Origin of the sequence: Arthrobacter sp. Bi26, assembly GCF_918697925.1 — a bacterium.
Classification (GTDB): Bacteria; Actinomycetota; Actinomycetes; order Actinomycetales; family Micrococcaceae; genus Arthrobacter.
The window spans coordinates 15,674-39,066 of record NZ_CAKKMF010000046.1 but is presented as its reverse complement, the minus strand read 5'-3'; the positions used below and the strand labels follow the sequence as shown (position 1 = coordinate 39,066).

At 62.9% G+C, this 23,393-nt stretch carries 38 protein-coding genes and 2 tRNA genes; 3 read left to right on the top strand and 37 right to left on the bottom strand.

The annotated features are described in order from the left end of the window. Positions 1-61 precede the first annotated feature (61 nt). The 29 genes from LQV16_RS13530 to LQV16_RS13395 all read right to left on the bottom strand — a co-directional run bounded on the left by LQV16_RS13530 (position 62) and on the right by LQV16_RS13395 (position 14,713). Positions 62-625 (bottom strand): hypothetical protein, encoded by a 564-nt coding sequence (locus tag LQV16_RS13530; RefSeq protein WP_229994411.1) that lies wholly within the window; start codon positions 623-625, stop codon positions 62-64. A gap of 3 nt (positions 626-628) precedes the next feature. After that, positions 629-844, bottom strand: coding sequence for a hypothetical protein (locus LQV16_RS13525; protein WP_229994410.1), 216 nt, complete (start codon positions 842-844; stop codon positions 629-631). 65 nt (positions 845-909) lie between these two features. Then, positions 910-1,272, bottom strand: a complete 363-nt coding sequence (locus LQV16_RS13520; RefSeq protein ID WP_229994409.1) for a hypothetical protein — start codon at positions 1,270-1,272, stop codon at positions 910-912. A 38-nt stretch (positions 1,273-1,310) separates the two neighbouring features. Continuing rightward, a complete protein-coding gene (locus tag LQV16_RS13515) occupies positions 1,311-1,592 on the bottom strand; it encodes a hypothetical protein (protein ID WP_229994408.1) in 282 nt (93 codons plus the stop codon). Then, the gene (locus LQV16_RS13510) at positions 1,592-1,933 is read right to left on the bottom strand and encodes a hypothetical protein (RefSeq protein ID WP_229994407.1); all 342 of its coding nucleotides are present in this window, start codon (positions 1,931-1,933) and stop codon (positions 1,592-1,594) included. The genes LQV16_RS13515 and LQV16_RS13510 overlap by 1 nt, the downstream gene beginning before the upstream one ends. Continuing rightward, on the bottom strand, positions 1,930-2,325 hold the full coding sequence (locus tag LQV16_RS13505) for a hypothetical protein (RefSeq protein WP_229994406.1): 396 nt from the start codon (positions 2,323-2,325) through the stop codon (positions 1,930-1,932). The genes LQV16_RS13510 and LQV16_RS13505 overlap by 4 nt, the downstream gene beginning before the upstream one ends. 3 nt (positions 2,326-2,328) lie before the next feature. Then, complete coding sequence (locus LQV16_RS13500; protein WP_229994405.1) at positions 2,329-2,598, bottom strand: hypothetical protein; 270 nt, start codon at positions 2,596-2,598, stop codon at positions 2,329-2,331. Positions 2,599-2,661: 63 nt separating this feature from the next. Continuing rightward, positions 2,662-3,684: a major capsid protein gene (locus tag LQV16_RS13495; RefSeq protein WP_229994404.1), complete on the bottom strand. Its 1,023-nt coding sequence runs from the start codon at positions 3,682-3,684 to the stop codon at positions 2,662-2,664. 13 nt (positions 3,685-3,697) lie between these two features. After that, on the bottom strand, positions 3,698-4,084 hold the full coding sequence (locus tag LQV16_RS13490; protein ID WP_229994403.1) for a hypothetical protein: 387 nt from the start codon (positions 4,082-4,084) through the stop codon (positions 3,698-3,700). A 12-nt stretch (positions 4,085-4,096) separates the two neighbouring features. Continuing rightward, positions 4,097-4,738, bottom strand: coding sequence for a hypothetical protein (locus tag LQV16_RS13485; protein ID WP_229994402.1), 642 nt, complete (start codon positions 4,736-4,738; stop codon positions 4,097-4,099). An 86-nt stretch (positions 4,739-4,824) separates the two neighbouring features. Continuing rightward, positions 4,825-5,568: a hypothetical protein gene (locus tag LQV16_RS13480; protein ID WP_229994401.1), complete on the bottom strand. Its 744-nt coding sequence runs from the start codon at positions 5,566-5,568 to the stop codon at positions 4,825-4,827. Next, positions 5,568-6,959, bottom strand: a complete 1,392-nt coding sequence (locus LQV16_RS13475) for a hypothetical protein (RefSeq protein ID WP_229994400.1) — start codon at positions 6,957-6,959, stop codon at positions 5,568-5,570. The genes LQV16_RS13480 and LQV16_RS13475 overlap by 1 nt, the downstream gene beginning before the upstream one ends. Before the next feature lie 28 nt (positions 6,960-6,987). Beyond that, positions 6,988-8,496 carry a hypothetical protein gene (locus LQV16_RS13470; protein WP_229994399.1) on the bottom strand — a complete coding sequence of 503 codons (1,509 nt, stop codon included), beginning with the start codon at positions 8,494-8,496 and terminating at the stop codon, positions 6,988-6,990. A 9-nt stretch (positions 8,497-8,505) separates the two neighbouring features. After that, positions 8,506-8,892: a hypothetical protein gene (locus tag LQV16_RS13465; protein ID WP_229994398.1), complete on the bottom strand. Its 387-nt coding sequence runs from the start codon at positions 8,890-8,892 to the stop codon at positions 8,506-8,508. Positions 8,893-8,901: 9 nt separating this feature from the next. Then, complete coding sequence (locus LQV16_RS13460) at positions 8,902-9,306, bottom strand: hypothetical protein (RefSeq protein ID WP_229994397.1); 405 nt, start codon at positions 9,304-9,306, stop codon at positions 8,902-8,904. A gap of 429 nt (positions 9,307-9,735) precedes the next feature. Further along, on the bottom strand, positions 9,736-10,041 hold the full coding sequence (locus tag LQV16_RS23735) for an HNH endonuclease (protein ID WP_356815766.1): 306 nt from the start codon (positions 10,039-10,041) through the stop codon (positions 9,736-9,738). Between the two features lie 414 nt (positions 10,042-10,455). Beyond that, positions 10,456-10,526: transfer RNA gene (locus tag LQV16_RS13455), tRNA-Trp, on the bottom strand. A gap of 80 nt (positions 10,527-10,606) precedes the next feature. Further along, a tRNA-Asn gene (locus tag LQV16_RS13450) sits at positions 10,607-10,679 on the bottom strand. Positions 10,680-10,837: 158 nt separating this feature from the next. Then, positions 10,838-11,440 (bottom strand): hypothetical protein, encoded by a 603-nt coding sequence (locus LQV16_RS13445; protein WP_229994396.1) that lies wholly within the window; start codon positions 11,438-11,440, stop codon positions 10,838-10,840. Continuing rightward, a complete protein-coding gene (locus LQV16_RS13440) occupies positions 11,437-11,670 on the bottom strand; it encodes a hypothetical protein (protein WP_229994395.1) in 234 nt (77 codons plus the stop codon). The genes LQV16_RS13445 and LQV16_RS13440 overlap by 4 nt, the downstream gene beginning before the upstream one ends. Next, positions 11,667-11,852 carry a hypothetical protein gene (locus LQV16_RS13435; RefSeq protein WP_229994394.1) on the bottom strand — a complete coding sequence of 62 codons (186 nt, stop codon included), beginning with the start codon at positions 11,850-11,852 and terminating at the stop codon, positions 11,667-11,669. The genes LQV16_RS13440 and LQV16_RS13435 overlap by 4 nt, the downstream gene beginning before the upstream one ends. Next, a complete protein-coding gene (locus LQV16_RS13430) occupies positions 11,849-12,112 on the bottom strand; it encodes a hypothetical protein (protein WP_229994393.1) in 264 nt (87 codons plus the stop codon). The genes LQV16_RS13435 and LQV16_RS13430 overlap by 4 nt, the downstream gene beginning before the upstream one ends. Next, complete coding sequence (locus LQV16_RS13425; RefSeq protein ID WP_229994392.1) at positions 12,109-12,429, bottom strand: RusA family crossover junction endodeoxyribonuclease; 321 nt, start codon at positions 12,427-12,429, stop codon at positions 12,109-12,111. Before LQV16_RS13425 ends, LQV16_RS13430 begins: the two co-directional genes overlap by 4 nt. Positions 12,430-12,520: 91 nt before the next feature. Next, positions 12,521-12,778 carry a hypothetical protein gene (locus LQV16_RS13420; protein ID WP_229994391.1) on the bottom strand — a complete coding sequence of 86 codons (258 nt, stop codon included), beginning with the start codon at positions 12,776-12,778 and terminating at the stop codon, positions 12,521-12,523. Further along, positions 12,775-12,969: a hypothetical protein gene (locus LQV16_RS13415; RefSeq protein WP_229994390.1), complete on the bottom strand. Its 195-nt coding sequence runs from the start codon at positions 12,967-12,969 to the stop codon at positions 12,775-12,777. Before LQV16_RS13415 ends, LQV16_RS13420 begins: the two co-directional genes overlap by 4 nt. Continuing rightward, positions 12,966-13,568, bottom strand: coding sequence for a hypothetical protein (locus LQV16_RS13410; RefSeq protein WP_229994389.1), 603 nt, complete (start codon positions 13,566-13,568; stop codon positions 12,966-12,968). The genes LQV16_RS13415 and LQV16_RS13410 overlap by 4 nt, the downstream gene beginning before the upstream one ends. Beyond that, the gene (locus LQV16_RS13405; RefSeq protein WP_229994388.1) at positions 13,565-13,756 is read right to left on the bottom strand and encodes a hypothetical protein; all 192 of its coding nucleotides are present in this window, start codon (positions 13,754-13,756) and stop codon (positions 13,565-13,567) included. Before LQV16_RS13405 ends, LQV16_RS13410 begins: the two co-directional genes overlap by 4 nt. Then, positions 13,753-14,148 (bottom strand): hypothetical protein, encoded by a 396-nt coding sequence (locus tag LQV16_RS13400; RefSeq protein ID WP_229994387.1) that lies wholly within the window; start codon positions 14,146-14,148, stop codon positions 13,753-13,755. Before LQV16_RS13400 ends, LQV16_RS13405 begins: the two co-directional genes overlap by 4 nt. 220 nt (positions 14,149-14,368) lie before the next feature. After that, a complete protein-coding gene (locus LQV16_RS13395; protein WP_229994386.1) occupies positions 14,369-14,713 on the bottom strand; it encodes a hypothetical protein in 345 nt (114 codons plus the stop codon). A gap of 60 nt (positions 14,714-14,773) precedes the next feature. Between LQV16_RS13395 and LQV16_RS13390 the strand changes: the two genes are divergently transcribed. Both LQV16_RS13390 and LQV16_RS13385 read left to right on the top strand, forming a co-directional pair. Further along, entirely contained in the window at positions 14,774-15,433 is a 660-nt protein-coding gene (locus tag LQV16_RS13390) for a hypothetical protein (protein WP_229994385.1), read from the top strand. 67 nt (positions 15,434-15,500) lie between these two features. Beyond that, complete coding sequence (locus LQV16_RS13385) at positions 15,501-15,887, top strand: hypothetical protein (RefSeq protein WP_229994384.1); 387 nt, start codon at positions 15,501-15,503, stop codon at positions 15,885-15,887. On the opposite strand, the gene LQV16_RS13380 is transcribed toward LQV16_RS13385, so the two are convergent. From LQV16_RS13380 to LQV16_RS13360, 5 genes are all read right to left on the bottom strand, one after another. Next, the gene (locus LQV16_RS13380; protein WP_229994383.1) at positions 15,888-16,391 is read right to left on the bottom strand and encodes a hypothetical protein; all 504 of its coding nucleotides are present in this window, start codon (positions 16,389-16,391) and stop codon (positions 15,888-15,890) included. A gap of 17 nt (positions 16,392-16,408) precedes the next feature. After that, complete coding sequence (locus LQV16_RS13375; RefSeq protein ID WP_229994382.1) at positions 16,409-17,659, bottom strand: DNA cytosine methyltransferase; 1,251 nt, start codon at positions 17,657-17,659, stop codon at positions 16,409-16,411. 8 nt (positions 17,660-17,667) lie between these two features. Next, complete coding sequence (locus LQV16_RS13370; RefSeq protein ID WP_229994381.1) at positions 17,668-17,955, bottom strand: hypothetical protein; 288 nt, start codon at positions 17,953-17,955, stop codon at positions 17,668-17,670. 184 nt (positions 17,956-18,139) lie between these two features. Beyond that, positions 18,140-18,613, bottom strand: a complete 474-nt coding sequence (locus tag LQV16_RS13365) for a DUF4326 domain-containing protein (RefSeq protein ID WP_229994380.1) — start codon at positions 18,611-18,613, stop codon at positions 18,140-18,142. Next, positions 18,610-18,903: a glutaredoxin family protein gene (locus LQV16_RS13360; protein WP_229994379.1), complete on the bottom strand. Its 294-nt coding sequence runs from the start codon at positions 18,901-18,903 to the stop codon at positions 18,610-18,612. Before LQV16_RS13360 ends, LQV16_RS13365 begins: the two co-directional genes overlap by 4 nt. A gap of 362 nt (positions 18,904-19,265) precedes the next feature. Between LQV16_RS13360 and LQV16_RS13355 the strand changes: the two genes are divergently transcribed. Next, complete coding sequence (locus LQV16_RS13355; RefSeq protein WP_229994378.1) at positions 19,266-20,354, top strand: tetratricopeptide repeat protein; 1,089 nt, start codon at positions 19,266-19,268, stop codon at positions 20,352-20,354. Between the two features lie 401 nt (positions 20,355-20,755). Here the strand turns inward: LQV16_RS13355 and LQV16_RS13350 are convergent, their stop codons facing one another. Genes LQV16_RS13350 through LQV16_RS13340 form a run of 3 tightly spaced genes read right to left on the bottom strand, consistent with a single transcriptional unit; the run spans position 20,756 to position 23,360 of the window. After that, positions 20,756-21,970, bottom strand: a complete 1,215-nt coding sequence (locus tag LQV16_RS13350) for an AAA family ATPase (protein ID WP_229994377.1) — start codon at positions 21,968-21,970, stop codon at positions 20,756-20,758. Then, the gene (locus LQV16_RS13345) at positions 21,967-22,530 is read right to left on the bottom strand and encodes a hypothetical protein (RefSeq protein ID WP_229994376.1); all 564 of its coding nucleotides are present in this window, start codon (positions 22,528-22,530) and stop codon (positions 21,967-21,969) included. The genes LQV16_RS13350 and LQV16_RS13345 overlap by 4 nt, the downstream gene beginning before the upstream one ends. Beyond that, positions 22,521-23,360: a PD-(D/E)XK nuclease-like domain-containing protein gene (locus tag LQV16_RS13340; protein WP_229994375.1), complete on the bottom strand. Its 840-nt coding sequence runs from the start codon at positions 23,358-23,360 to the stop codon at positions 22,521-22,523. Before LQV16_RS13340 ends, LQV16_RS13345 begins: the two co-directional genes overlap by 10 nt. Positions 23,361-23,393: the final 33 nt, after the last annotated feature.

Sequence of the window (23,393 nt, the reverse complement as noted above, 5' to 3'; positions counted from 1 at the left end):
GTCAGGTGGTGCGGTGGGCGGGGGAAACCACCACGGAAGAACACCCCGCCCACCGGTCTAGCTACACCTCGGTGAAAGCCGGGGCGTTGGTGAGGAAGTACGAAGCGCCGAGGATGTCCAGCGTGAATTCATACCCGGTCATGTCGCTGGCCGAGTGGGGGAGCTCGCCCCGCTCGCTGACCTGGACCAGCTCGCAGCACAGCCACTTCTCCACGCCGCCGTCAACGAACTTGACCACGGCCACGCCTTCGACGGTTCCGATTGCTTCCGGCAGGTCGATCCGGGCAACCTTGGCGGCTCCAGTGCCGGTAACGACAGGGGCGCCATGGTCGAAGTAGAGGCCAGTGACGCCCGGGGTTTCCTCCAGCGCCTGGACCTTGAACGACTTCTCGGTGGACTGAACCTTGGTGCGGAGAGTGACACCGCCCATGCCCTTGAACTTGTCCACCTCTGTGGAGACGCTCAGCGGGATGCCGTCCTCGCCGAGCCAGCCGAAGGCCCAGAATGGAGCGATCGGGTCGGTGGTCATTACGGTCGGCAGCGTGGTGCCCTTGGGCGCCCACCAGACCTCGGACTCGGCGTCACCGTAAATGCGGACGTTGTCGTAATTCTTGGTCTCAGCCACGGCTTACGATCCTTTCTTTTCCCCGGCAGGGGTTTCGGGTTCAGCCGAGGCTGAGTTGACGTCCCCAGCGGGTGCAGGGGCTTTCTCCACGGCCAGGCGAGCCTTGCCGCGCAGGATCAGCGAGCGCGCGTCGGCGTCGTTGACCTCATGCGTGCTGCCGCCCTTGTAGGTGCGGCCGCCGGAGGTCGTATGGTCGTTGGCGAAGGTGATCTTGGCCATTGGGGTCTCCTGGGTTCGTTGCGGGCATGAAAACGGCCCGCACGCAGCGGGCCATGATGAGTGGGTTAGAGCTTGGAGCCTTTGACGATCAGCTCGAACGTGGCGTAGAACATTGGCTGCACGTCCTCGATGAAGACAGGTCGGAGGACGTTCCGGATTCGCTTGATCGGCCCGCCCACCATGTCGTTCATCAGCCCGCGGCCCAGTTGGGCGAGGTCGGATGCTTCCGCCTTGGTGCTTCCCCAGAACTGGACGCCGATGCGGGCATTTTCCCGAACGAGGTCCATCTGGTTGCCGGAGTCGTCACGGATGATGATCATCCGGTCCTTGCGTGTTGGCTCCCCGGCGGGTGTTTTCGGCATCGCGCTTGAGATCCACAGCCCTGCCGCGAACGGCTCAGGGCGGCCTACGAAGACCTGCTTCGTCATTGCGATCAGGAGAGGCTCAATCTCAGGGAATACGAGCGTCATCGGCCACCGCCGGCGGCCAGCGCCCGTGCGAGCGTCCCGTACTTCGCCTCATGCCGGCGGGCATGGACTGGATGCATCGATGACGAGTAGCCAACGCGCACCCGGGACCGCGGGGCGTCCACTGCGTTGCCGGGCGTGACATCGGTTTCCATCGCGCCGTCGCCGCCCATCGCCGCCTTCACAGCCCTGCCTCGCCGTTCCAAGTCAGCCGTGACAGCGGGGGATGTCAGCAGCTTCCGGACGCTGGCGGCGTTGATGGTCACCTTGTTCCGCGCCATCAGCCATCCACCGCCTTCACATAGACCGTTCCGCCTGGATTCCAGGCACTGAAGAGGCCCTGCCACTCAAATTTGGGCTGCACGACTTCGCAGGACCGGCCGCGTACGATGAGGCGGTCCGACGTGAGCACTTCCTGCCCAGGCTCCAGCAGAAGCAGGTAGTCGAACGCGACCTGCTCCCGGCCGGGGGCCTGGGTAACCATGCCCCTGCCATCGGCCACACCGCAGCGCAACGGCTCCGGCAGAGCCACCCAAGCCGAGACTGGGGCGCCGTAGCGGTCATCCACTCCCGTCTCCTGATAGCGCAGGACGGGGACAGACTCGGCGCCAGGCCAGATCATGAGTGACCGCCAGGGTGGATCGTGAACGCCTTGCCCTTCGCCCTGCCGGCCCCGAGTAGGGCGCGATCAGACTTGGACAGGTAGACATTCCCGTCAGGGTTGGTGAAGCTCAGCGTCTGCCCGAAAGGTCCGGCGCTCTGCTGGATCTGATTGACCCCGGCGATCTGACTATCCGGAGCGTCCATCGACCGCTTGACCATCCGGCAAACGACCAGCTCAGGAACAGATGCATCCAACTCCCCGGCCATCAACCGTCGGTCAACGTCCGGGTACAGGGCGCGGACCTCAACGGACGCTTCGAAGAGCTTCTGCGTGGCCTCATCCTCGCGGCCGGCGGGGAGCGCGGCCCAGTGCTGGCGAAGACTAGCCAGCGTCGCGTATGAGGTAGCCATCAGCTAGCCCCGACGCTGGCGAGTGCCCCGCGGCTTAGCGCCCGTGAAGTCCACCGGCTCAGATTCGGGGGTGTCGATTTCTTCCGGCACGTCGGCGGCCTCATCAGTGTCGTCGGCCGGGACCTCGATATCGGGTTCCTGGAGATCGCGTGGCTCGGCCAGCACGTGGTCGCCAATGAGCGCATCGGCCCATTCGGGAACCTCGTCACCCGGGGCGAAGCTGACCGGAGCGCCAACGTGGTGGACGATCGTGTGAACAGCAAATTCAGACATGGCAATACCTTTCGGGATCAGGTGTGGGGCGCCCAGCGGGAGCGCCCCACACACTGGATCGGGCTAGAGAACCTTGGCCACCAGCGACAGGTTCGCGTTGGCCAGCACCGGAAGCGCGATGGCATCCGAGATGACCTCGGCGATCATCGGGGGCTTCTCGTTGCGGTAAACGCCAGCCACGACGCCCGGCTGCTCCGAATCCTCAATACCCCAGTTGGAATCCATGGAGGTCAGGGTCTGGCCCCAGAAGGAAGTTCCCAGCTGGGATCCTTCGCCGTCGTTCGGGTCAACCGGAGCGGGGAGGAACAGCAGGCGGTCATCGGGGATGACACGGCCGCCGGACGTGCTGCGGTCGTAGATCACGATCTCCGGAAGGCCTGCGCCAGCGATGAAGCTGCGCACCTCTTCAGCCAGGGCGGGGCGGGTGGCTCCGTTGGCCAGCAAGGTGGCAAACTGTGCGCCGGAGGACAGTGCACGGAACACGCGACGTGACATCAGCAGAGCGCCGGGGGCGGTGCCGTTGTTCGTTGCGGTGTAGATGTCCGTCCATGCCTGCAGGTCAGCGAGACGATCGACCGAACCGGCCGACCACAGGCTGGACGCCGTCAGGGTGTGACCCGCAGCGCGTCCGAAGTCATCCTCAGAGACGAAGTTGCTCTGCGCGATGGTGGCCTTGCCGGTGACCAGCACCGTGCCGCGGAGGCGCTCCATACGGTCAGCGACAGCACGCACTACGTTGCGGGTCTCCGTCAGGATGTGATTCCGGATCGCCTCGTCGGAAGCATTCCGTGAGCGCAGCTGCTGGTACTCGCTAACCGGCCGGTTCTGACCCAGAGCCGGAAGCTCCAGAATCACGCGCTGACGGGAAGTGCTGCCAGCGATCTCCGGCTCAGCGTCGTAAGCGCGGAAGGCCGCTTCCTGCACAAGGCCGGACTCGCCCTTCGTGAACTTGACGACAGTGTCGGCCACCTCGCGGTTCGGGAGGAACCGGGCCAGCGAAGCGTTGTTCTGCTCGATGTCAGACAGCGCAGCGCGTGCGTAGCCGGTCAGTTCGGCGGGATCAATGAGATCAGTCCAAAGTGCCATGTTCTAGCCCTCCTTAGATGTAGACGATGGTCGTGGCGGAGAGCTTCGCGGCCGCTGCGGGCTTCACGAAGGTTCCGGGGACAAGGGCGGCCTTGACGCGGCCGTGGTCGTACAGCGGGACGGGGAAGTCCGCGGTGCCGATGACAGGCTGGTCGAAGAGGACGTGGCCGGCGAGGATACCCGCACCAGTCACAGTGCCTTCCGTGGCGTCGTAGGGGACCAGGAGCCCGGCCACCTTGGCGACGGGCTGGCCGGATCGGATGTAGCCGTCCGGGTAGTGGGTGCCGGCGGTGAAAGCGGAGATGTCGAGAGTCTCGGTGCGCGCATTGCTGAGGCCGTGCGCTGTTCCGATCCAGGCGAGATTTCCGCTGCCAAATGCTTCAGTGCGAAGACGGGGCATGGTGTTACCTTTCTAGGACTTTTTGGTGTGTTTGGACGCGTAGAGATCGCGCCCGGCTGAAACGGAGGTTCCCGCACCGCCCCGGTCTCCGGACTTGTCGCCGGAGTCGTGGATCGGATCACGCTTCTTTCCTTGCACGCCCGCCAGCTCCGACACGTCCTTCGCGGACGCCTCAAAACTGGCGGCATCGGTGCCGTTCACCAAGTGCTGGTACTTCTCCGGCACCGGGTACTTGGCGAGCGCCGCGAGACGGGCGTTGGCCGTCTCCAGCTTCGCGGCGCGCTCTTCGGCGTCGGTGGCCTTCTTGTTGGCCAACTGGATATCCGATAGCTTCGCGTCCTCGGCGGCCTGGATCTTTGCCTCGGCATCAGCGGCGCGCTTCTCTGCGGCGGCCCGAGCATCGCGCTCGGCCTGCAGTGCGCGTTTGCCGCCGTCGGTATCCATGGCAGCGTCGGCTTTGTCAGCAGCAGCCTTGGCTGCGGCCGCGTCTTCCAGAGCTTTGGCATCGGAGGCGGCCTGTGCCGCTGCAGCCGCGGCCGCGTCCGCGCCGTCTTCCATGACGGCATCCCCGAAGGTCAGCCGGTGGAAGTCCATGAGCTTGGCGACGCCACCGGGTGCGGTGATGTCAATGCCGTGAGGGAAAGAATTGCTCAATTGTGGTTCCTCCTTGTAAAGCCGCATCGCACGGCAAAAAGCCCCACCGCATCGCACGGAAGGACAACCCGCCACAGGGGCGGAAACTATAGGGATTCGACTCCGTCAGTGAGGGAGCCAGGGAACAGTCGGCGCAAGGCGAACGCAATATCCTTGATGTCGCCAGAACCGGACTCGCCGCGGGCGTCTTGGTACATCTGGTACATGCCGTCCGGGTCGTAGCCATCGGGGTAGTCGTCAATGGACGCTATGCGCGTCGGGACGCAGTCACAGAAGCCATGGTATTTCTTCCCATCGGAGCTGCGCCTCAAGGCGGACTTCTCGGTCAGGTACACGACGTCTCTGGAGGCCAGCGTCAGGCAGAATGCGCAGGTCTTGGAGCCCGAAGGCACGCGCGCCCACCGGACACCCTCACGCTCGGCGTTCCGTGACATCGTGTCCCGGCCATGCTGCTTCACTAGCTTGTCCACGTTCACGGAAAGAGTCGACAGAGTCTGGGCCGGGTCCGGGGTGAACAGATGCCCGGCCGAGTAGCGTACAGCCTTCTCGATGTCGCCGGCCGGAAGAATGAGCTGCGCCGGTTTCACCTGAAAGCGGCCAAGTGCGCCGGCCGCGGCCCGCTGTTCCTCATACCAGTCAACAGCCAAGTCCGCAGCGACCGGCCCGTACTCTCCGACCAGCAACGGCACAAACTCGATCAGTGCATCCCGGACCGCTTCCGGCTTGGACAGGTCCAGCGCGTAGAAGAAGCCCTCGAGCTCAGCAATGACCAGCTTGGACAGGCCAGCGTTAGCGGCCCGGAACCGTTCAAGATCGTCCCGGACCACCATCAGGCAGGCTCTGTCGTCGCCGGAGCCTTAGCCGCAGCCACGAGCGCGTCAAGGCGCTGGCCGTTCTGCTGCAGCTTACGGGCCGCCATCAGCCGCGTGATCTGGGTCTTGTTCATGCCGTAGTACTCCAGAGCAACCTCAGAATCGGCCGCCCACGGGAATGCCTGGGTGAACTTCAGCCCCGCATCGGCCTGCGCAGACCGCGTAGGCGTCCCAGCGTCAGCGAAGTGCGCCCTCAGGCCCTTCAACTCAGAGGCCATCCCCGGAGTGAACTCGCCATGCTTGACGGCGAGCACGTTCCGGGCCAGATCCAGCCTTGCAACCCCGATACTCGGAAGCTCAGCCTCAACGACCGACACAAGGTCAGCCTCATTCGCACGGATCGCGTCCGCTGACGAAGGGTTGTCCTGGATGATGCCGAGATACCCCACAGGAATGGACGACTCACCCGAGAACATCATCGCGATGGTCTTGAGCATGTCCGTGTGCGGCTGCATCGTCGCCTGAGCGAGCTGCTTCAGATCGGGGCGGACAAGCTTGCCCTCTTCCTCATCAAAGGTGTCAGGCAGCGCCCAGATGCCGCCGAGCAGCGCGTCCAGCGGCGAAATGCGGTTGCCCTTGGCATCCGTGAAATGCGCCTCGTCAGCGCCCATCAGGGCCCGCTGCGGGGAGGAGTAGAACTCAGCGTTGCCTTCCTGCCGGAGCATCGTCCGCACGGCCATGTCTGTGAAGTCCATGACCGGCCGTGTGATCCGCGAAGAACCGAACGGGCGGTCCAAGGAACGCCCCCAGATGTACGGGGTGCAAGGGACGTGGTTCGGTACGCCGTCATACTCGGCCGTTACGAACCACTTGCTCTCCAAAGATTCGATCCGGAGCGTCAGCCCGGGCAGGTACAGCAGCATCTTCCGCTTGTTGACGATCTCCAGCGCCCGGAGTACGCGGTTTGTGCGCTCGTCAACCTCAGCCGTAGCTTCCAGCGCGGAGCGGGCCGCCACGATGACTTCCGGCTCACCCAAGCTCGCATCGCCCGGGGTGACAAAGAGAAACGACACCGAATACTGAAGGGACGCCTCAATGGCCATCCGTTCGACGGCCGCCAGGTAGTTGTCCTCGAAGATATCCTCGATATCGGACAGCAGCTCAGACTCCCGCGGAAGGGTGAAGCCATCCGGGCGGATCCGGCGGGCGGGGACGCGGACCGTCTTGTTCGCCCAGCCGATCACAGCAGCGAAATCGTGCATGTGCGGCGGGATCGAGAACCCGATCTTGTCCAGCTTCTTCTTCGCCTCGAAGTACTGCGTCCGGAGTCGATTGCGCTTCGACTTCGCCCGGACCTTCGACAGAAGCCGAAAGAAAGTCTTCGTTTCGTCGTCCGTCAGAAGGCGCATAACCTCGGCCAATCAGACCACCGCCTTCCTACTGCACAATTGCATGACGCTTCTTAGCCGGTCCGGCAGGACGCCGGCGGGCAAATTTCAAGGCTCCGAAGTGAGCGCACGTCACCGCTACGAGCGGCGCGAGGTCCGCGTCGAGGCTCACGCGGTTCCACTTGAACGAACCAGGCCGATTCTTGATCGGATCTTTGGTCGCATGCTTGGCGGAATGATCAAGGTGTTCCTGCCCGTAATGCGTGATTGCAGGGTGCTTCTCCACTGCCTCATGCAGCATCGCGCAGGCCTGCGTGTACTCCTGCGCGCCGAGGATGAAGACCTTCATCCCCTTCGCCTTCAGCGGAGCTTCAAGGAGGTCCCGTGCCGGCGAGAACCCATCGATAACGATCGGGATGCGGCGTTTGGCTCGCTCCCACAGCCAGTCCACCAGCGATGAAGTGCCAGCCTCATCGAAGGGGGCATCAGCGGCGAGCTCAAGGTGAACTCCCTCGTCTGGAAACGCAGCTACCCCGATGGAAACCTTCGTGCGCTCCGGGTTCATATCCGCGCTGTAAGCGGCGACCGGCCAGTCAGCATCAGGATCATCAATCGCCAGGTCATCCCACTTCTCAGGGGTGAACGCGAGCTGCCCGGCAGCGGCCGGAGTCGGCCACATATTGAGCCGCTCACGCGCGAACGATCTCGGCGAGAACCGGTGATGTTCGCCTTCCACGGTGCGGACCTTGATGCGGCCGCCCAGGGCGGGGTTCGCGTCGGCCCAGTTCTTGCGGTCGGCCGTGAAGACCTTCAGTTCCGCCTCGGTCATCTTGTCGACGTCGCCGGCGGGGGAGTGCTCCACCCAAGCCGATCGTTTGTCGGCGCCGGTGACAGCGGCATTCCGGACACGCACGAACGGGGCGCCACGCTCGGACAGGTCCTTGGGCGGAGTGCCCATATAGATGACAATCGGGTCCCCGGACGGGGCGGCTGACGTCGTGGGTTCCAGAGCCTCCTGCTCGTCCTCCTCGAACTCCTGACCCTCATCCACCACGAGGACGTCGAAGGAGCTACCGCGGCCGGCGCCGCCTGTGCGGGCGCCGAGCTCGATCAAGCCGCCAGTGTGGAGTTCGATAGCCTCCTGGCCGTTGGTCTTGCGGATTTCCTTGACCAAGGCGTTCAGCTCGGGGAACTTCGCGTGCGGGTCGTTGACCCGGGTCCCGAAGAAATGCATGAGGCGCTTGAATGCCTTGCGGGCAGAACTCAGCAAATGCGACGTGTGCAGGATCTTCAGATTCAGCGCCACCATCAGGTAGAGCTCAACGACCTCCAGCGCCCCGTTTTTGCCGTTCTGGCGAGGAACCGAGAGGCCCCAAGTCGAGGCAACCCAGCCGGCGTCGTCAGTCCGCAGCCACGCCCTGACCACCTCGGCCTGCCAAGGATCCGCGATGTAGGTGTAGCCCTCGGCGAACTCCAGTGCGTTCTCGGCATGCTCGAGGCTGTACCCGCGGGGTGACGGTGCAGTGTTGAAGCGTGCGATCTGTGACCCGACCAGCACGCGCACCACCTAGCCGTTCAGTTTTTGAGCCAACCTCTGCAACGGGGACACATTGGATGGAAGGTCCGCCGGCACCGGCTGCAGGACAGCCTTCCCGTCAGCTGGGGAGAGCTTCGTCAGAATGTTCGCCAGGGCGGTTGCTTGCTGCCGGGCCTCCGCCAGCGGCGCAGCGAACTTCACCTCAACGGAGTACGGCTCATCCTCACCACTCGGGAAGTCCAGACGGAACTGCATCAAGTTCAGGACGCCCTTGCCCTGAATGATGTTGTCCAGTTCGTCCAGCCGGTCAGCCAGACGAGCAGCCTCCAGCACCAGAGCATTCCGGGGAACGTCTATGGTGGCCATCGCCTGCCACAAGGACATACCGCGTTCACCAAGGCCAGCAGGAACATCCACGGCGGCCTCCTACAGGGTCAGCTTGTTTCCCGTCACCGCGATGTAGCGGCCGGCTGAGTAGAACTCGATGTTCCGGCCATCCCGGATCACCCGGCCCGGCCCCTCGGGAACCTCAACGAACACGTGGACGCCGTCGCCGGACTGGGAAACCTCAGCGAAGACGATCGGCTCGGAAATCGCGGCGATAGCCTCCGTCGCCCATCCGGCCAGCTTGCCGTCGATGAAACAATGGTCGAAATCCCAGCAGCCAATACCGTCACCGAGGACGAAGCCCAGGCCGACACCGACTGAAGACGCTGCGGCACTCTCGAACGATGACCACGTCCTGGAAGCCGTGGACGAAGCAGCCCGACCAGTCGCCGTCAGCGGCCGCTTATCCGCAGTGCGCCGCACCCAGCGATTACGGCCCGTCATCACCGCAGGAAACGCCGGCCGACGCTTCGAAGCGCGGTGCGCGTACACGCGGCACTTCGAAGTGCAGAACTTCGCACCCTCGCGGGGTAGATGCATCGGCCCGCCGCAGTACCCGCATTTCCTTGATGACATGCACCAATTCTACCAAGGTGTAACGGATAAACGCAGTAAACATAAGGGAAACTCGAGGTTGATTCGAAGGTCGATTTCGGCCCGCGGATCGGAAAATCCGCCAGGTCAAAGATGCCCTGACAGCGGCGGTGGGGCCGTCAGAAAAGCACCAGGCAGCCGGGGAAAGCCCAGCGAAACGCCGGAGGCCAGTGCTCGGGGGGATATTTTTCGCTATCACTGGGGAGCGAGGGACGGAGCGTGGGGGAGGGGTGCTCCCCCACTTCTGTTGTCCACAGGTTATGCACATGTTTTCCACATTCACCATGCTCGACTGGTTTTCAGCGGTTTGGCCTTCAGCACGGTGGACGTCTTGGGTGCTGGCCCGTCGCCTTTGGATTGGTTGCAGCGTCGACAGCAGACGGCGAGGTTGCTGACGTGGTCTTGTCCGCCTCTAGCGTGTGCGATGACGTGATCTGTCTCTGCACTGTTGGGCTTGCGGCTTACCTCGTAGTCGAGCTTGACCTTGCAGTACGGGCAGCGGTCTATGCCTTTGACTTGTGCTTGGTGAAGCGTGCGCTTTCGGGCCTTCTTGTACTGGGATGTGCCAGTGCGTGAGGTTGCCAAAGGTGTGCCTCCTGCATGGAGTAGGCGCGTAGCGTCGCCTCGTTCTTAGGCTCCAAGGCTGGCGAAGTCCTCCCGGAATACAGTTCGAGGATCCGGGTTAGCCAGTTGACTCCCTAGCCGCACTGTAGGGACATGCCCTTGTACCGGCTTGGAGCCTCCATGCAGGAGAGTTGTGCGCGCCCCGCCCTTGGCTTCAACAAGGACGGGGCCGCAAGTGGGCTGACAGGGAATCGAACCCTGATGTGGCCAGTTCGCTTGGAGGAGACGTTCCGGCTACGAACCGTTCAGCCCGGGTCGCTCAAGCGCAGGCTACAGATCGAACCTTGCGGAAATCCTGTGGGGCAAGGGCTACGAGTGGACGGGTACTGGCTCCGCTGCTGTTCGCAATGGTTGGTCAGGGGCTGTCGCCGTCAGCACTGCGTGCAGGAATCGAACCTGCGCTTACGGTTTTGGAGACCGTCGTGATGCCATTTCACTAACTCAGCTTGTGGCGCGATGACGGGCGCCAACTATGCCGGGTGAATAGTCCGGCGGTCGTACTCATGGGAGCGGCATGGGGCCGCCGCTGACCACCCAGGACTCGAACCTGGGGCCGAAGGATTAACAGTCCTTTGCTCTGCCAACTGAGCTAGTGGTCATTGTGCCGGCGTCTCTCGACGAGCGGCGGTGCGCGTGACCCTGCGCGGGAGATGCGGCCTCCTGAAGTGGAAGTTTCAGGGCAACAAAAAAGCCGCCCGGTTGGGAGCGGCTGAAAATTCCGAGACTTGTGACCTCGACGGGACTTAGCCTAATTCACTCATGCCACTTCGGCAACATCAGCTTTGGGCGTGTCTGCGGCTGCTCTGAGCCACCTGAGGTTGTCGCCGTTCCACTCGGCACCGCACCCGTCGCACTCGGCTGTCCAGGTCGAGGGTGGGGCGATGGTTTCGTTTTCGTCGTCCCAGTAGTTGACGCCGATGCAGGGTTCCCTCTCGGGGCCGTGGAACCTCTTCCCGCAGGCTGGGCATGGGATGGATGGGCGCCATGGTGGCCGCTTCGCTTCGAGCATTTCCCGGATCTTGTCGATCCAGTTGAGCGTGGTCCGCTCGAGGTAGTCCTGCCATTCCGGGGACTGGATGGCCGCCCATGAGGTGATGAGCTCAACGAGGGTTCCTTGGTATTCCTTTCCGGTCATTTCGAAGTGCTCGTTGAGGGCTTCGGCTTTGATGTCGTTCTCGATCTTCACAGCTTTGGAGTTGACGATCATCCCGGCACCGCCGGATCCGCCGCCGATTGCTCCGAGGTTCGAGCGGCATGCGGCCCGGAGTTCGGCTAGCAATGGCGGCTTGGATACGAGCGCCCCGTCAACGAGCGCCAGGTGCTCGCGGGTGAGCTGGTGGATGTGGTCATTCAAGCTCATTTGGCGATCACCTCCCGGACATCAAATGCCTTGGTTGCTAGCACCAGGATCCGTTCGCCATCGGCGTCGTCGCTGGTGTAGTTCCAGAAGCCGATCCTGCCGGCCTCATAGAAGTAGATTTCGTGGCTGCTGATCTCCTGCTCAGCGGCATCCGGGTAGGTCCGGTACGCGAACTTGCGGAGCTTGCGCGGGGGTGTCTTGGGTTGCGGGTCCTTGCCGTAGAAGGTCATCGGCTACCTCCTGCTTCGAGTTTGATGATCTGCTGTCGCCATCCGGTGGTGACTTTGATGGGTTCGCGTGGGTCGATGCCGAGGTTCAGGGCGTCTTGGGAGAAGGCCCAGAGGTCGCCAACGGTCATTCCGGTCTTCTTGTCCTCGGCGTTCCGGACGAGAGTGATCGCGTTGCCGCTCATGGCTTCCTCTCGAACTTCTTGTTGATGAAGGACAGGACGTCTCCCCAGCAATCACTGCAGAGGCTTGTCTCGGTCCAGAGGTTCGATGCGACGACGTCGTGCGCCGTCACGGCTTTGTCCCAGCTGTTCATGCGCAGGTAGTTGAACTTGATCCGCCATGTCTCGCGGTAGATCTTTCCGAACAGCCTGGATAGCCCGGGGCGCGGGAGGTCCTTGCTGATCTTCACCCCGCACCGGTGGCATGGCTCTGGCTGGCTCATTTGTTCTCTCCTGCGTGGGTGATGGTGATGAGGACGCCGGGGTTGCCGTGGTAGGTCTTGGCGGCGGTGATTTCGATGATTCGGGCGTCGTCGGTGATGACGCCTTTGATGACTGCTTTGGTCTTGCGGTTCTTGGTGGTGGACAGGGAGTCCAAGACAGCCCGAATGAGCTTGTCGAGGTCCGGCTTCACGGCCGGCGCCCACGATCGGGGCTTCTTGGGCGGCACGAGCTGGAAGACGAGCGACACGCTAGGGGCCCGTCCATAGGTGGCCCGTCGTGGCGGGCCATGGTCGATGCCCGGATCTTGGTCCGCCATTCGCGAAGTGGCGCTTTCACTGCGACGATGCGGCCGCGGTAGACGTCCACGGATCCTTGCGGGACGGGTGTGCCTGGCACGAAGGCGTGAATCATTTGCGAACGCCTTCCCACATCGCCCTCGTGAGTACCGCTTCCTGCCATGGATGGAGGGGCGCCCAACCGAATGCGGACAGCAGCGGCGCGAACGCATCCCTCACGATGGAGCTGAACGCGTTGCCGAAGTGCCCGAGGCCCTTCTCGTGCCTCTGCTGGGTTTCGATTGCCCGGAACTGGTCTGGGTGTGTGACGTGCACGCTGCAGGGTTCGCAGGTGTAGGCCCAGCGGGCTTTGGCTTCTTTGCGGATCATGGCGTCTCCTGAGGTTGGTGTTCGGCGAGGATGAGCTCGTTGGGGCCGAACCAGAGCAGCGAGGCATCGAGGCCCGTGACGGCGAATGGGAAGTGCTGGGTTTTGTCGACATCCACGACGGTGCCGACGGCGTCGAAGTGGCGGGTGTTGCGCGCGATGATGCGGACAGGGTCACCGATCTTGAATTTCATTGCGTGGCCTCTCTTGCGGCTCTTGGTTGGTGAAGGGGACAGGGCGCCGGCTGACCGCATGCCTGGCATTGCTGGTAGTAACCGCGGACCTTGTCCCACCGGCAGAGCGTCCGGGCGTCCTGCCGAAGCGGTTCGCGGTAGGCGGTTCGCTGGGCGGCCGACGTCAGCCCGGCAACAAAGTCCAGGGGCAGCGGCAGGGGTGTCAGCTCCGGTGCCTTGAACTTGGCGCGGACCCCGTTCCCGGACTTGACGATCAGGCCCCAGCCTTCGGGCAGCTCGCCGTCCTTGACGATGGCGGGATCCGAGACGACGAGCCACCAGAAGTTGCAGTACCGCTTGATCCGTTCGGACTTGGTCAGGTCCCGCAGTTCGGCGAGCCAGTCGGCCCGGGAAACCTTGACCTCATGGCCGTGGATGGCTTGGGAGCTGGCGTACTTGTCGATCGCTATGAAGTCCGCGACGCTGAGCGTTTCCCGGTAGTCCTGTGATGACCGGACGTGTTCGGCGCGGACCCATCGATCGGCGATGGTGCCCTGCCGTTCTGTGTTGTACCGGGACAGCAGGAGGTCGAGCATGTCGCGCTCAGTGGTTGCCCTCATCGGGCAACCGCCGTTTGGAAGAGCCACAGAGCGGTCACGCCGGCTGCCGGGGCCATGATGACGTGCGAGAAAGCCGCGAATCCACTGTCGAAAGTGGCCCTTCCGAGAGCCACGCGGAGGATGTTCGCCGTGAAGAGCAGGGCGACGAGGGCCGCGGCGATTGCTAGTGCGAGTAGAAAGTAGTTCATGGTTGGTCTCCTTCAACGTCAGAAGCCGCCTCGTCTGGGGCGGCTTCGTGGTGTTTTCCGATGTGGGTTTGTGGGCGGATTCCGGCTTTGACGTCGGCCCAGCATGATCTGCAGTTGTGGGCGTCCTGGCCGATGTGGTCTTCGCAGGGTTCCGGCCTCGGGAGCTGGGCCCGTGCTGCTTCTGGCCAGTGCGGGCCGGGATGGAAGATCGGCGCCGGCGTCTGGCATGTGCGTTCCATGGCCTTGGTCGTGGCGGCGATGGTCAGGGCGCCGAGGCTGGGGACGTCGCGGTGCTTGTCGATGAGTGACATCAGCGATGCGACGCCCCAGTCCGGTCGGATCTCGTGGAGCAGGAACGCGATGGCGCGCGCCTGCTGGTCCGTGATGATCAATGGAATTCCTTTCAGCCAAGAGTCCCGGCCTCGCGCATCACCCAAGTGACGATTGGCTGGAAACTTTTTTCATCACTTCTTTAGAGGCCCAAAAGACAGAGGCGAGATAGGCACTCGAGGTGAGGTTTAAGTACTTGGTCTTGGTCTTGGCTTTGGACGATGTACGTGCGGCGTACAGTCGGCGTTACGTACGCCGTTTGTAACGCCGTTACACATCGCGTTACGCGGGGCCGGTCTTCTTCTTGTTGGCGCGCCAGGCCGCGATGCGTTCTCGGCCCTCGGCCCTGTCTTCCAGCACCTTCTTCTTGGTGCGTTGGTATTCGGCCCAGGACAGGAACTGGAAGTCGCCGTCGGCCGCAGGCTCCCAGAATCCGCATTTCACAAGGTGGTTGGCGAGCTTCGGGCCCTTGGGCCATGAGCTGATGTACCAGGCCGGCACCAGACCATCCGTGAGGAAGTCCGTGCAGTACGTCCCGCACACGAGCCAGAGCCCGATCGCTTCGAGGCCCGCACGCCTGACCTTCGGATGCCCGTGCATCTTGTCGTCAGCGTTGAACCATGCCATCAGAGCGCACTCCTTTCGTTTTGAGACGGCAGCACGAAAGGCTGCCTATAGGATTCGGTAGTGAATAGTGATGAAGTTTGGATGCTCCAGCTATGGAGCGGAACATTTGGGGCCGCCATAAGCGCCGTGGCTGCTGCTGTCGTGGCGCTGTTGGTGGTGACGTTGACGAACAAGCACCAAAGCCGACTCTCGGAGATTGCACTTGCTAAGCAAGCGGAATGGGCGTCTGCGGCGCTCGCCGGGCAGAGGGAACAAGCAGCTGAGGCCTTCGCCCAGCAGGAAAAGATCCTGCGGCAGCAGCTGGCAGAGCAGCAAGCCGAGGCAAGCCGGGAACGGTCAACGAAAGCGGCAGCAGACATGATTGCCGGCTCAGTGGAGCTGCGGGACGCATCGCTGAAGTCGGTGGAGGCGATGACCGTCGTCCGGCACCGTTTGCAGGCAGCTGCTTGGCGGTGGTTCATGGAGGGCGTGGACGATGACGCGTCGGAGGTTGTTTTGTGGGCAACCCACTTGTCGCTTTTCGCCTTCAAAGCCAACCTGGAGGAGGCGAGGAAATCGAACGGTAAGGAGTATGACGCAGCTGCAGGCGAGCGATTGTCCAACGCCTGCCTGACCTTTGAAGGACTTGCATCCCTCTGGCCTTCGTCCGACCGCGATGACAGGAAAGGTCTCATGCAGGCCCTGAAGGCAGAACGCGAAAAAAACAGTTCGCTGACGTAGTGCAGCGTCTCGGCCATGCGGGCGACGAGGACACGGGCCGCCGTGCTCCTTGCGTAGGATCTGCAGCATGCATCTTTCTGTTGAGGCGGCTGCGCTCCTCGCCCAGGTTTTTCCCACCCTGCTCATCGCACTGTTGCTGGAGGGAAAGTTTGTAAAGCGCGACGGCCGAAAAAAGCGTCTGTTGAAGGTGCTCATGCTCCTCCGACTTGCGGCCGTGCTGACCTCCCTGGCTGCGACCTTTATATGCCTGCTGGTCGTTGTCACGGAGGGCAGCAACCCCTTCGCCGATATTTGGGTCACGGGCACCTGGATCATATTGTTTTTCGCCTTCTTGGTGATGTGCGGAGAAGTCTTCGATCGGGAAATCCTCGAGCACAGCTCGACAGCTGACGCCGTTCCTGCGGATGCCCAGGCGGTGGGGGTTGAAGGAATCGAGGCTCGAGCTGACGCGTGATCATGAAGCCTCCTTTCTGAGTTGGTAGAGCCCTCCGTATCCTTTGGGGCGCGGGTATTGGATGACGGATCCGGAGAGCCAGGGTGTTTCGCCGGGCGCGTAGTAGGGCTCGGTTATGCCTTTGGCGGCCATGTCGGCGCACTGCCCGTCCCCGGTCGGCGCGTGCGCCTCTGACAGGCGAACCAGCACTTCCTGCCTGAGGCTGTGGCCCCAGTTGGATCGGCAGAACGCGCAGAAAATGCGCTGCTCGTCGAAGGTCATGAGCACGACGGGTGTGCCGCCGTTGATGCTGGGGTGGCCGTAGAGGTTCACGCATTTCTGGCAGTAGTCGTAGCCGATGGATAGCTGGCGGTTGCCGGGATAGCGGCAGGCGCCGCCGCCGATGGTGTTGGTCCCGCCGCACCACCCGCACTTGGGCTTGCCGTGCCATCCGGTGGGGTGGACTTTGAACAGCGGCTGAGTCTGCCTGGCTGCGGTGTATTCGAGCAGCTCGAGCATGTCCATTTGGCCGGGGATTACGATCATGCTGCCAGCTCCAGCGATGCGGTGACGATGCTGGCGAGGTCGCGGGCGGCCGGGGGAGTGACCGCGTTCCCGGCCTGCATCGTGCGCTCCTTCATGGTGCCGAGGATGGTGTAGTCCTTGGGGAAGTCCATGCCCCACATCTGCTCATGCGGCTGGATCATGCGGAAGGCGACGTCGGCGACGTCCTGTTCGGTGTAGGTCATGAGGCCGTGGTGGTTGCCGCCGGCCGTGATGGTGGTGAAGGGACCAGCGGCGGCCGGGGTAGCTACGGCGTTTCGACGTAGCGTGACGACGAGCCCGTGACGGTCCCGAGTAGTGAATGCGCTAAATGGTTCCGACGTCGGATGTGCGACGCCGGTTCCATAGAACTTGGTGAACATCGACTTCGCGTCTGGGTACCGGTTCAAACCGGCCACAATCTGCCGCATAGTGCCGGCCGCCAGGGGTTTCTTGCGGTCGCCAATGCGGTTGCCCTTGATGCTCCAGTCGATCGCGTCCGAGGCCGGCCGCACCGCGGGTTCCAGGACGGCGTTCCGGCATGACGAGTTCGGGCAGCGGTAGACGTACTGGGCTTTGTATTTGCCCACGATTTTGGACGGGTCCTTGAAGGACTGGATGCAGCGGACCATGCCGTGCTTCTCGCACATAGCCATCGGTCGGAGTCGTTCGAAGTCCGGGGCTTTGTTGCCCTTGCGCCAGAACACGATGTAGACGCGGTCCCGGGACTGCGGGGCGCCGGGCCCGAATGCCTGGGCGTGCATGGAGTTGAGGCTGATGATCTTGTGCTCGTAGCCGAGGTCTCCCATGGACTGCAGCCAGCCGCGGAACGGCTTCCATGCCGTGACCTCGACGACGTTCTCGGTCATGATGGCCTCGTACTGGTGGACTTCGGCGAATCGGGGCACGTCGTACATGGTGGCGCGGGAGCGCTGCGCGGCCTCGTCGGGGAGACCGTCGGTGAAGAGGGAGTCTTGCCCATCCCACTGCTCGCGCTTCACACCCTTGGCGACTGTGAAGTTGGTGCACTCGGGGGACGCCCACAGCAGGTTCGTCCGCGGGGTGTATTCCGGCCGGATGTGCGCGATATCGGCGCACGCGTGGTCTGTGTCCGGGTGGTTGTATCCGTGGGTCTCGATGGCGCGCTCCCAGTGGTTGAGCGCGAGCTTTACGTGGAGACCGGGAACTTGCATGATGCCGGTGCTGGATCCGCCGGCGCCGCAGAAGAAGTCTGAGACTGTCAGGCTCACGGTGTTCCTTAGTGGTGGTAGGGCCGCGGCGGCATTGCCGTGGCGGGTGCCTCGATGACGATGACTTGCATGGCGCCGTGTGCGCCGGGGAAGTCGCGGCCCCGGGCGAGGTAGCCTCGGCCGGGCCCGGTGATGTGGGCGCGGTGGCGGAGGGCGACGGCGTTCATGTCGCGTGCGGCAACGGCGAGGAGTTCGTCAAGGACTTTGGCGGTGTGGACGGGTTCGCCGACGACCGGCCAGAAGGCGCGGAAGATGTGCGCCGGCGGGGGTGGCGCTGGTTTCTTGCGGGGGCTCATCGTCGTCCCTTTCGTTCTCGGGTGATGTTGGCTATGGCGGTGTCTCCGGTGGGGTCGCGGATGGTTCGGCTGGCTCGGTGGTTGGCGTCGTCCTGCGCCTGGGCGAGTAGGTGGTGTTCGCACGTGTGGCGGCTAAGGCAGACGCCTGTTGAATGACGGCAGAGGATGCAGCAGGGATCCGAGGTCATGCGGTGGCCTCCGGATTGGCCAGCTCCAGCAGGACGTCGGCGTGGCAGGGCTTGTCCAGCGGGCACCAGCACGCCAGATCCTTGCCGGCCAGCGCCGTGCGGATCTCTTCGACGCGTGACTTGTAGCGGTACTCGAGCATGTCCAGCTCGCCTGTCACTTCCTCGCGGAACAGCGCTACGCACTCTTCGCGGGTAGCGTCCCTCACGTCATGCCATGTGATCCGGTAAACCTTGTCGCCGTGGGCGTTCACTGTGTAGTCGGAGTGGCTGAACACGTGCTTCTGGCCGGATGTCTTGTGCAGACGGCCTTCGAACTGCCAGGCCTCAGTGCCATCTACGCGGGGGAACCGGAGTTGAGATTTCCCGACTGCATACGGGTTGCCCCACTTGGAACCTCGGCCGACGTAGACAGCGCCTTCCGGCATCCTCCAGCCCTTGGTCCGCTTCCGCTGGACACGTATCGGGCTCATGCGGCGTCTGCCCGGTGGGTGATGTGTTCGCGAATCATGGCGGGCTGGAACCCGGACCAGACTTCGTCGCCTTCGATGGCGGAGGCGATGACGACGGGCATCTCGCGGCGGTTGAGCGTCTCGGTGACGTACGCGTATGCGGTGGCGTCTTCTTCGACGTTGACGGCGGTGTAATTCACGTGCTCGCGGTCGAGGACCATCTTGGTCATGTCGCACCAGCGGCAGTCGTTCTTGGTGTAGATGACCACGGCGACGCCGTCGCGGGTCTGGATGTCTTGGGCGTGGTTCATGGGTTTCCTTCGGGTGTGTGCGGCGCCCGGACGGGGGGAGTGTCCGGGCGCCGGCGGGCATGAAAAAAGCCGCGCTGTGGCGGCTTGTGTTGGTGGTGCGAGATTTTGTGCGCCGGGTTTGGCGCCGAGATCCGCTGTGGTCTTTAGCGACGCAAGGGACTGGATATAGGCGAGGGCGTTGGGACCTGCTTTAGGGCTGTTCCTGGGCGGCCATGAACGCCGCTTCGTTGGTCAGGAATCAGGCTGGTCGTGAAGCGCCGACCCTGGCGGAGCCCGCAGCCCCGCTTGTTGACCCCCATAGCGGGCGACTGACCTTTGCGTACCATTAAGATGGGGGCCTGTGACGGGGAGGAATATCTGTCATGCCGTTCGTCAATTACTACGAAATACTTGGGATAGAGCGCGGGGCCGGCGCCGCGACAATCACGCAGGCTGCTAAGCAGAAACGTGCAGATTGGCTGGACGGACAAAGCGATCCGGTTGCCGCGACGCGAGTTCTTGCCGAGGCTGAGGTAACGCTACTCGATCCGATTAAGCGAGCTGACTTTGACCGGCAGCTGGCTGCTCATGAATCAACTCCGGAGCGGACCTTCGCGGATGCCGTGGCCAGCGAACGAGACTGGGTCGTGATCGCGCGAGAGTACTTGGAATCCGGTACGGCGTCACAGGCCAACTACGCTGCCCGGGAGGCGACGACGCAGCGACCCGAGAACCCCGAAGCTTGGTATATACGTGGCGTGACTTCGACAATGCTCGGCAACGCAAGGGACGCTGAGTTTGAGCTGGGTGAGGCCGCCCGCCTCGATCCGTATGAGGCCTCTTACCATTGCACGCTTGGAGATACATATCGCGCGAATGGCGACCATGCCGGCGCCTTGAGGTCCTATCAACGAGCCAGCGACCTGGAACCGGAAAGCCTCTTCTATCAATCGCGTATCGGGGTCGCGCTAAACAATTTGGACCGAGTACCAGAGGCCCTTACCGTCTTCAAGCTGGTCCACGAGGCTGAGCCGGACAACGAACTGTATAAGGGCTATTACGGTCTGGCCCTCATGTCGACCGCGCAGCAGCAATGGTCTCAGCACGGTGATGGAACGAGCTCCATCCTCACTAAATCGCAGCTTGACGTGTCGCGCGAGAGCCTGCGGGCAGTTGCTGACCTTAAATGCTCCGACCCCACAGCCCGGGAGCAGATTGATGAGTTCAAAAATTTCGTGAATCTGGCCGAACGAAAGAAGTGGCACCGGACTAGACACACCCTTCTGTACATGTTCCTTTTCTTCCTGCCACTGTTCCTGATGTTTCGCGCGATCGACGTGCCAAATTTCATCATCGCCCTTGCTCTTTTTGGCCTTGTCTTGATTGTGTTCGTCAAGCGCCACCATATGCCCAACTGGAAATGGGACAGCCGGCACGTCCCCAACTTCGTCCGAACCTCAGGACTCCAGTGATCGGGCGAGCAACGAGATAAATTAGCCCCGTCCTTCTCCCTTTCACCGCGTGCCGGGCGCTGAGCGCACACCTGCCTCACTCCCGGACGCTTCCAGTTCCCGGACCGGTGCCCGAGTGAACTGCATGGCCCCCGACGTCGACACGCGGAGGGGCGGTCCACGTACACAATCAAGGCCTACCCAAGACAAAACAGCGTGACCATCGCCAGGAAGCTTGAGAGCTGGCAAAGTACGTGAAACAGGAAGCTCCCGATTGGGGTGTGAACGCCAGCAGCCAAAGCTACGGGGTCGAAAGCCCCGGGGAGGCTTCACCGGACCTGACTTCGCCACCGCGGATCGCCCGGGGTGAAGCGCAGCTCCGGGTCGTTAGTGAGGTTGCCGACCACGGTCACTCCCGAGGTTCATGCTCGCACCGTCCCGTCTTCGATGATGATGCCGCGGCCGTCGCCGTCTCCGACCATTTCGATCCAGACTTGGAAGTCGTGCTCGCGGGCGACAGCTTCCACGAGTGCGAGGTTGTCAGCGTCGAGTAGGGAGCCGTCGGCGATGCGGATGACGCGGAGCTTGGGGTTGAGCGCGATGGCCATGGCGAGGGAGACACGGAGCTGTTCGGCGCCGGATGACTGCTTGAACGGGATGCCCTGGTAGGTGACGCCGGTTTCGTCGAAACCGAGGCCTTCGATGGGGAAGTTCGCTGCGGCGAGCCCGTCGGCCTTCTGCTTGTCGATCTCGGCGATGGCTTCGCTGAGCTCTGCGGCTTCTTGCTGGACGATGGTCAGTTCTGCGCGCACCTTCTCGCCGGCCTTGTGGAGGCGTACCGCGGCGTTGACCGTCTCGGCGCCGTCGATCTTCGCCTGGATGGCGTCGAGGTCCACCTTGGGTGGAGCGGTGTCGGTGCGCTTCTGGGCGATCTCCAGCTGGATCTCGGCGTCGGCGAGCTCTCGCTTGAGGCGCTCGACCTTTTCGGCCCAGCCGTCGCAAGCCGTGCGGGCGACGTCAATGTTGTGGTTGAGTGTCTGGCCATCGCGGTACTCGGCGATCAATGCGGAGACGCTGACTTCTTCGTCGGGCAGGTCGGCCGGCTTGGCGATGTACTCAGTGGCGCGGGCGGTGAGCTCCTTGACCTTGCGGTTGGCGTCGGAGCGGCGTTCGAAGATGTCCTTGCGCTCGGCGGCCAGCTTGTCGAGGTCGAACGGGAGGTCTACAAGGTCCAGCACGGTGGCGAGCTGGTCGCGGTCGGACTGCTGGGTGAAGGCCAGCGGGTCGAGGGACAGCTTGCCGAGCAGGTCGTCCAGCTTGGCCTGACCTTTGGGGTAGACGGCGCCGTCGATCGACTTGACGGTCAGTGTGGATCCGGAGGCGGTGAATCGGCGGGTGACGATCAGCTCTTCAGTCTCCAGAACGATCTCGGCGCGCTCTTCGCCGTCGCGGATGGGCTTCGGGGTGGTCTTTGCATTCACGCCGCCCAGGGCCGCGGTGATGCTGTCGAGCATGGATGTCTTGCCCTGCCCGTTCTTGCCTGCCACGATGACGAGGTTGCCGTCCGGATCCGGGACGATCTCCGCAGCGCTGACGCGCTTGTAGTTGGTGGTCGCGAGTCGAATGATCTTGGTCATGCGGTTTCCTTTGCGGTGGTGTTGACGTAGTCGGTGATGTGCTGGGGTGCGCCTTGTTCGGTGAGCCAGGCTAGGTAGTCGGGGACGGTTCCCTCGGCGATGGCCTTCGCAGTGTCGGCCCTGACCTTGTCGTTGATCGTTGGTGGGCTAGATGGTGCAGCGGTCGGTGCAGCGTCAGGCAAGGGCTGGACGTGGAACGGTTTCCGTTTGCCACGGGTGATCATGAGGGAGACGCTGAGGCGCTTCGGGATGTGGGACATTGCCGCAATTTCGATGCCGCCGACTTGATCGCCGCCAAATTTGATTTCGGGGTTGCGAAACAGTGCGAGACGGCGGCCGCTGTACGTGTCGCCGTCAGATCCCCAGCCTTGGACGAGTACGCGGCGCATGCTCTTGGAGGGCTTGTAGGGTCGGCCGGGGAACTCTGCCAGGAGGATCGATACCGGCTGCTCAGCGTTGCCGGCCCGGACTTCGGTGATGGTCACGGTTACGGGCCCGGTGATCAGATCATCGGAGTTGAGTTGGTCGGACTTTGGCGTGATGGATTGGGTTAGGTCCATGGGGATACCTCCAATTCGATGTCGTTGGGAATGCCGAGTAGGTCTTCGGCTTTGTAGAAGGCCCAATTGGGGATGCTGACTGGTTCGACTCTTGGGTACCCGGGCCAGTTGCCAGACTCGATGCATTCGCGGTATATGCGTTTGGCTCGATCGTTGAGTTGCCGGCCGATGTCGATTGATGCGTCGTCGAGCTCAACTACGGAGACGAGATAGGGTTCGGTTTTCTCGACCAGGACGAAGCGGAAGGGGAGCTCTTCGCCTGTGGCTTGTTTGACGCCGTCGATGTAGTGTCCGGCTGACTGGTGGTAGCCGTAGTCTGCTGCGACTTTGCCGAACTCGTTGGGGTCTGCGTCGCGACCGGTTTTGAGGTCCACGAGCACGCTCGGCTGCCAGGCGTCGGGCCGGCATTTGAGTGTCTGGCCGTCTTCTTCCCAGAACACTGACTCTTCGGGGCGGTGGCCGGTGAATAGTTGACGGGCTTCGGGGTGGGCCATGACTGAGTCGCGCATGCCGACGATGCCAGCCCATTCCTTCGGGGTAACCGGGATCAGGCCCTCTGCTTTGGCTTCGTTGGCGGGGATAGTCCATTTGTTGCCGCGCTTGTCTTCGACGTCGATGACACGGTGCCTGGTTTTGTCCTCTTCGAGGATGAGGCTGTGGGCGAGTGTGCCGATGTCGTAGACGTCCTTGTGGACTGGGTGCTCTGATTCCCATTTCCAGTGGGCAGGTGTGCGGGTGGCCAGCGTCTTCAACGACGTCGAGCCGAGCGCTGGGTCTCGGTGATACTCCTCGTTGGGAATGCCTTCGTATATCCCGGCTTCGTAAGCCATAGGCCCTCCTTTTGGGCATGAAAAAGGCCCCTG

Excerpts from the sequence above, each read along its gene's own strand:
- LQV16_RS13525 (WP_229994410.1), bottom strand. The coding sequence starts at position 844 with ATGGCCAAGATCACCTTCGCCAACGACCATACGACCTCCGGCGGCCGC.
- LQV16_RS13520 (WP_229994409.1), bottom strand. The coding sequence starts at position 1,272 with ATGACGAAGCAGGTCTTCGTAGGCCGCCCTGAGCCGTTCGCGGCAGGG.
- LQV16_RS13515 (WP_229994408.1), bottom strand. The coding sequence starts at position 1,592 with ATGGCGCGGAACAAGGTGACCATCAACGCCGCCAGCGTCCGGAAGCTG.
- LQV16_RS13510 (WP_229994407.1), bottom strand. The coding sequence starts at position 1,933 with ATGATCTGGCCTGGCGCCGAGTCTGTCCCCGTCCTGCGCTATCAGGAG.
- LQV16_RS13505 (WP_229994406.1), bottom strand. The coding sequence starts at position 2,325 with ATGGCTACCTCATACGCGACGCTGGCTAGTCTTCGCCAGCACTGGGCC.
- LQV16_RS13500 (WP_229994405.1), bottom strand. The coding sequence starts at position 2,598 with ATGTCTGAATTTGCTGTTCACACGATCGTCCACCACGTTGGCGCTCCG.
- LQV16_RS13495 (WP_229994404.1), bottom strand. The coding sequence starts at position 3,684 with ATGGCACTTTGGACTGATCTCATTGATCCCGCCGAACTGACCGGCTAC.
- LQV16_RS13490 (WP_229994403.1), bottom strand. The coding sequence starts at position 4,084 with ATGCCCCGTCTTCGCACTGAAGCATTTGGCAGCGGAAATCTCGCCTGG.
- LQV16_RS13480 (WP_229994401.1), bottom strand. The coding sequence starts at position 5,568 with ATGGTGGTCCGGGACGATCTTGAACGGTTCCGGGCCGCTAACGCTGGC.
- LQV16_RS13475 (WP_229994400.1), bottom strand. The coding sequence starts at position 6,959 with ATGCGCCTTCTGACGGACGACGAAACGAAGACTTTCTTTCGGCTTCTG.
- LQV16_RS13460 (WP_229994397.1), bottom strand. The coding sequence starts at position 9,306 with ATGACGGGCCGTAATCGCTGGGTGCGGCGCACTGCGGATAAGCGGCCG.
- LQV16_RS13445 (WP_229994396.1), bottom strand. The coding sequence starts at position 11,440 with ATGAGCTTGAATGACCACATCCACCAGCTCACCCGCGAGCACCTGGCG.
- LQV16_RS13440 (WP_229994395.1), bottom strand. The coding sequence starts at position 11,670 with ATGACCTTCTACGGCAAGGACCCGCAACCCAAGACACCCCCGCGCAAG.
- LQV16_RS13435 (WP_229994394.1), bottom strand. The coding sequence starts at position 11,852 with ATGAGCGGCAACGCGATCACTCTCGTCCGGAACGCCGAGGACAAGAAG.
- LQV16_RS13430 (WP_229994393.1), bottom strand. The coding sequence starts at position 12,112 with ATGAGCCAGCCAGAGCCATGCCACCGGTGCGGGGTGAAGATCAGCAAG.
- LQV16_RS13425 (WP_229994392.1), bottom strand. The coding sequence starts at position 12,429 with ATGGCGGACCAAGATCCGGGCATCGACCATGGCCCGCCACGACGGGCC.
- LQV16_RS13420 (WP_229994391.1), bottom strand. The coding sequence starts at position 12,778 with ATGATCCGCAAAGAAGCCAAAGCCCGCTGGGCCTACACCTGCGAACCC.
- LQV16_RS13415 (WP_229994390.1), bottom strand. The coding sequence starts at position 12,969 with ATGAAATTCAAGATCGGTGACCCTGTCCGCATCATCGCGCGCAACACC.
- LQV16_RS13410 (WP_229994389.1), bottom strand. The coding sequence starts at position 13,568 with ATGAGGGCAACCACTGAGCGCGACATGCTCGACCTCCTGCTGTCCCGG.
- LQV16_RS13405 (WP_229994388.1), bottom strand. The coding sequence starts at position 13,756 with ATGAACTACTTTCTACTCGCACTAGCAATCGCCGCGGCCCTCGTCGCC.
- LQV16_RS13395 (WP_229994386.1), bottom strand. The coding sequence starts at position 14,713 with ATGGCATGGTTCAACGCTGACGACAAGATGCACGGGCATCCGAAGGTC.
- LQV16_RS13385 (WP_229994384.1), top strand. The coding sequence starts at position 15,501 with ATGCATCTTTCTGTTGAGGCGGCTGCGCTCCTCGCCCAGGTTTTTCCC.
- LQV16_RS13380 (WP_229994383.1), bottom strand. The coding sequence starts at position 16,391 with ATGGACATGCTCGAGCTGCTCGAATACACCGCAGCCAGGCAGACTCAG.
- LQV16_RS13370 (WP_229994381.1), bottom strand. The coding sequence starts at position 17,955 with ATGAGCCCCCGCAAGAAACCAGCGCCACCCCCGCCGGCGCACATCTTC.
- LQV16_RS13365 (WP_229994380.1), bottom strand. The coding sequence starts at position 18,613 with ATGAGCCCGATACGTGTCCAGCGGAAGCGGACCAAGGGCTGGAGGATG.
- LQV16_RS13360 (WP_229994379.1), bottom strand. The coding sequence starts at position 18,903 with ATGAACCACGCCCAAGACATCCAGACCCGCGACGGCGTCGCCGTGGTC.
- LQV16_RS13355 (WP_229994378.1), top strand. The coding sequence starts at position 19,266 with ATGCCGTTCGTCAATTACTACGAAATACTTGGGATAGAGCGCGGGGCC.
- LQV16_RS13350 (WP_229994377.1), bottom strand. The coding sequence starts at position 21,970 with ATGACCAAGATCATTCGACTCGCGACCACCAACTACAAGCGCGTCAGC.
- LQV16_RS13345 (WP_229994376.1), bottom strand. The coding sequence starts at position 22,530 with ATGGACCTAACCCAATCCATCACGCCAAAGTCCGACCAACTCAACTCC.
- LQV16_RS13340 (WP_229994375.1), bottom strand. The coding sequence starts at position 23,360 with ATGGCTTACGAAGCCGGGATATACGAAGGCATTCCCAACGAGGAGTAT.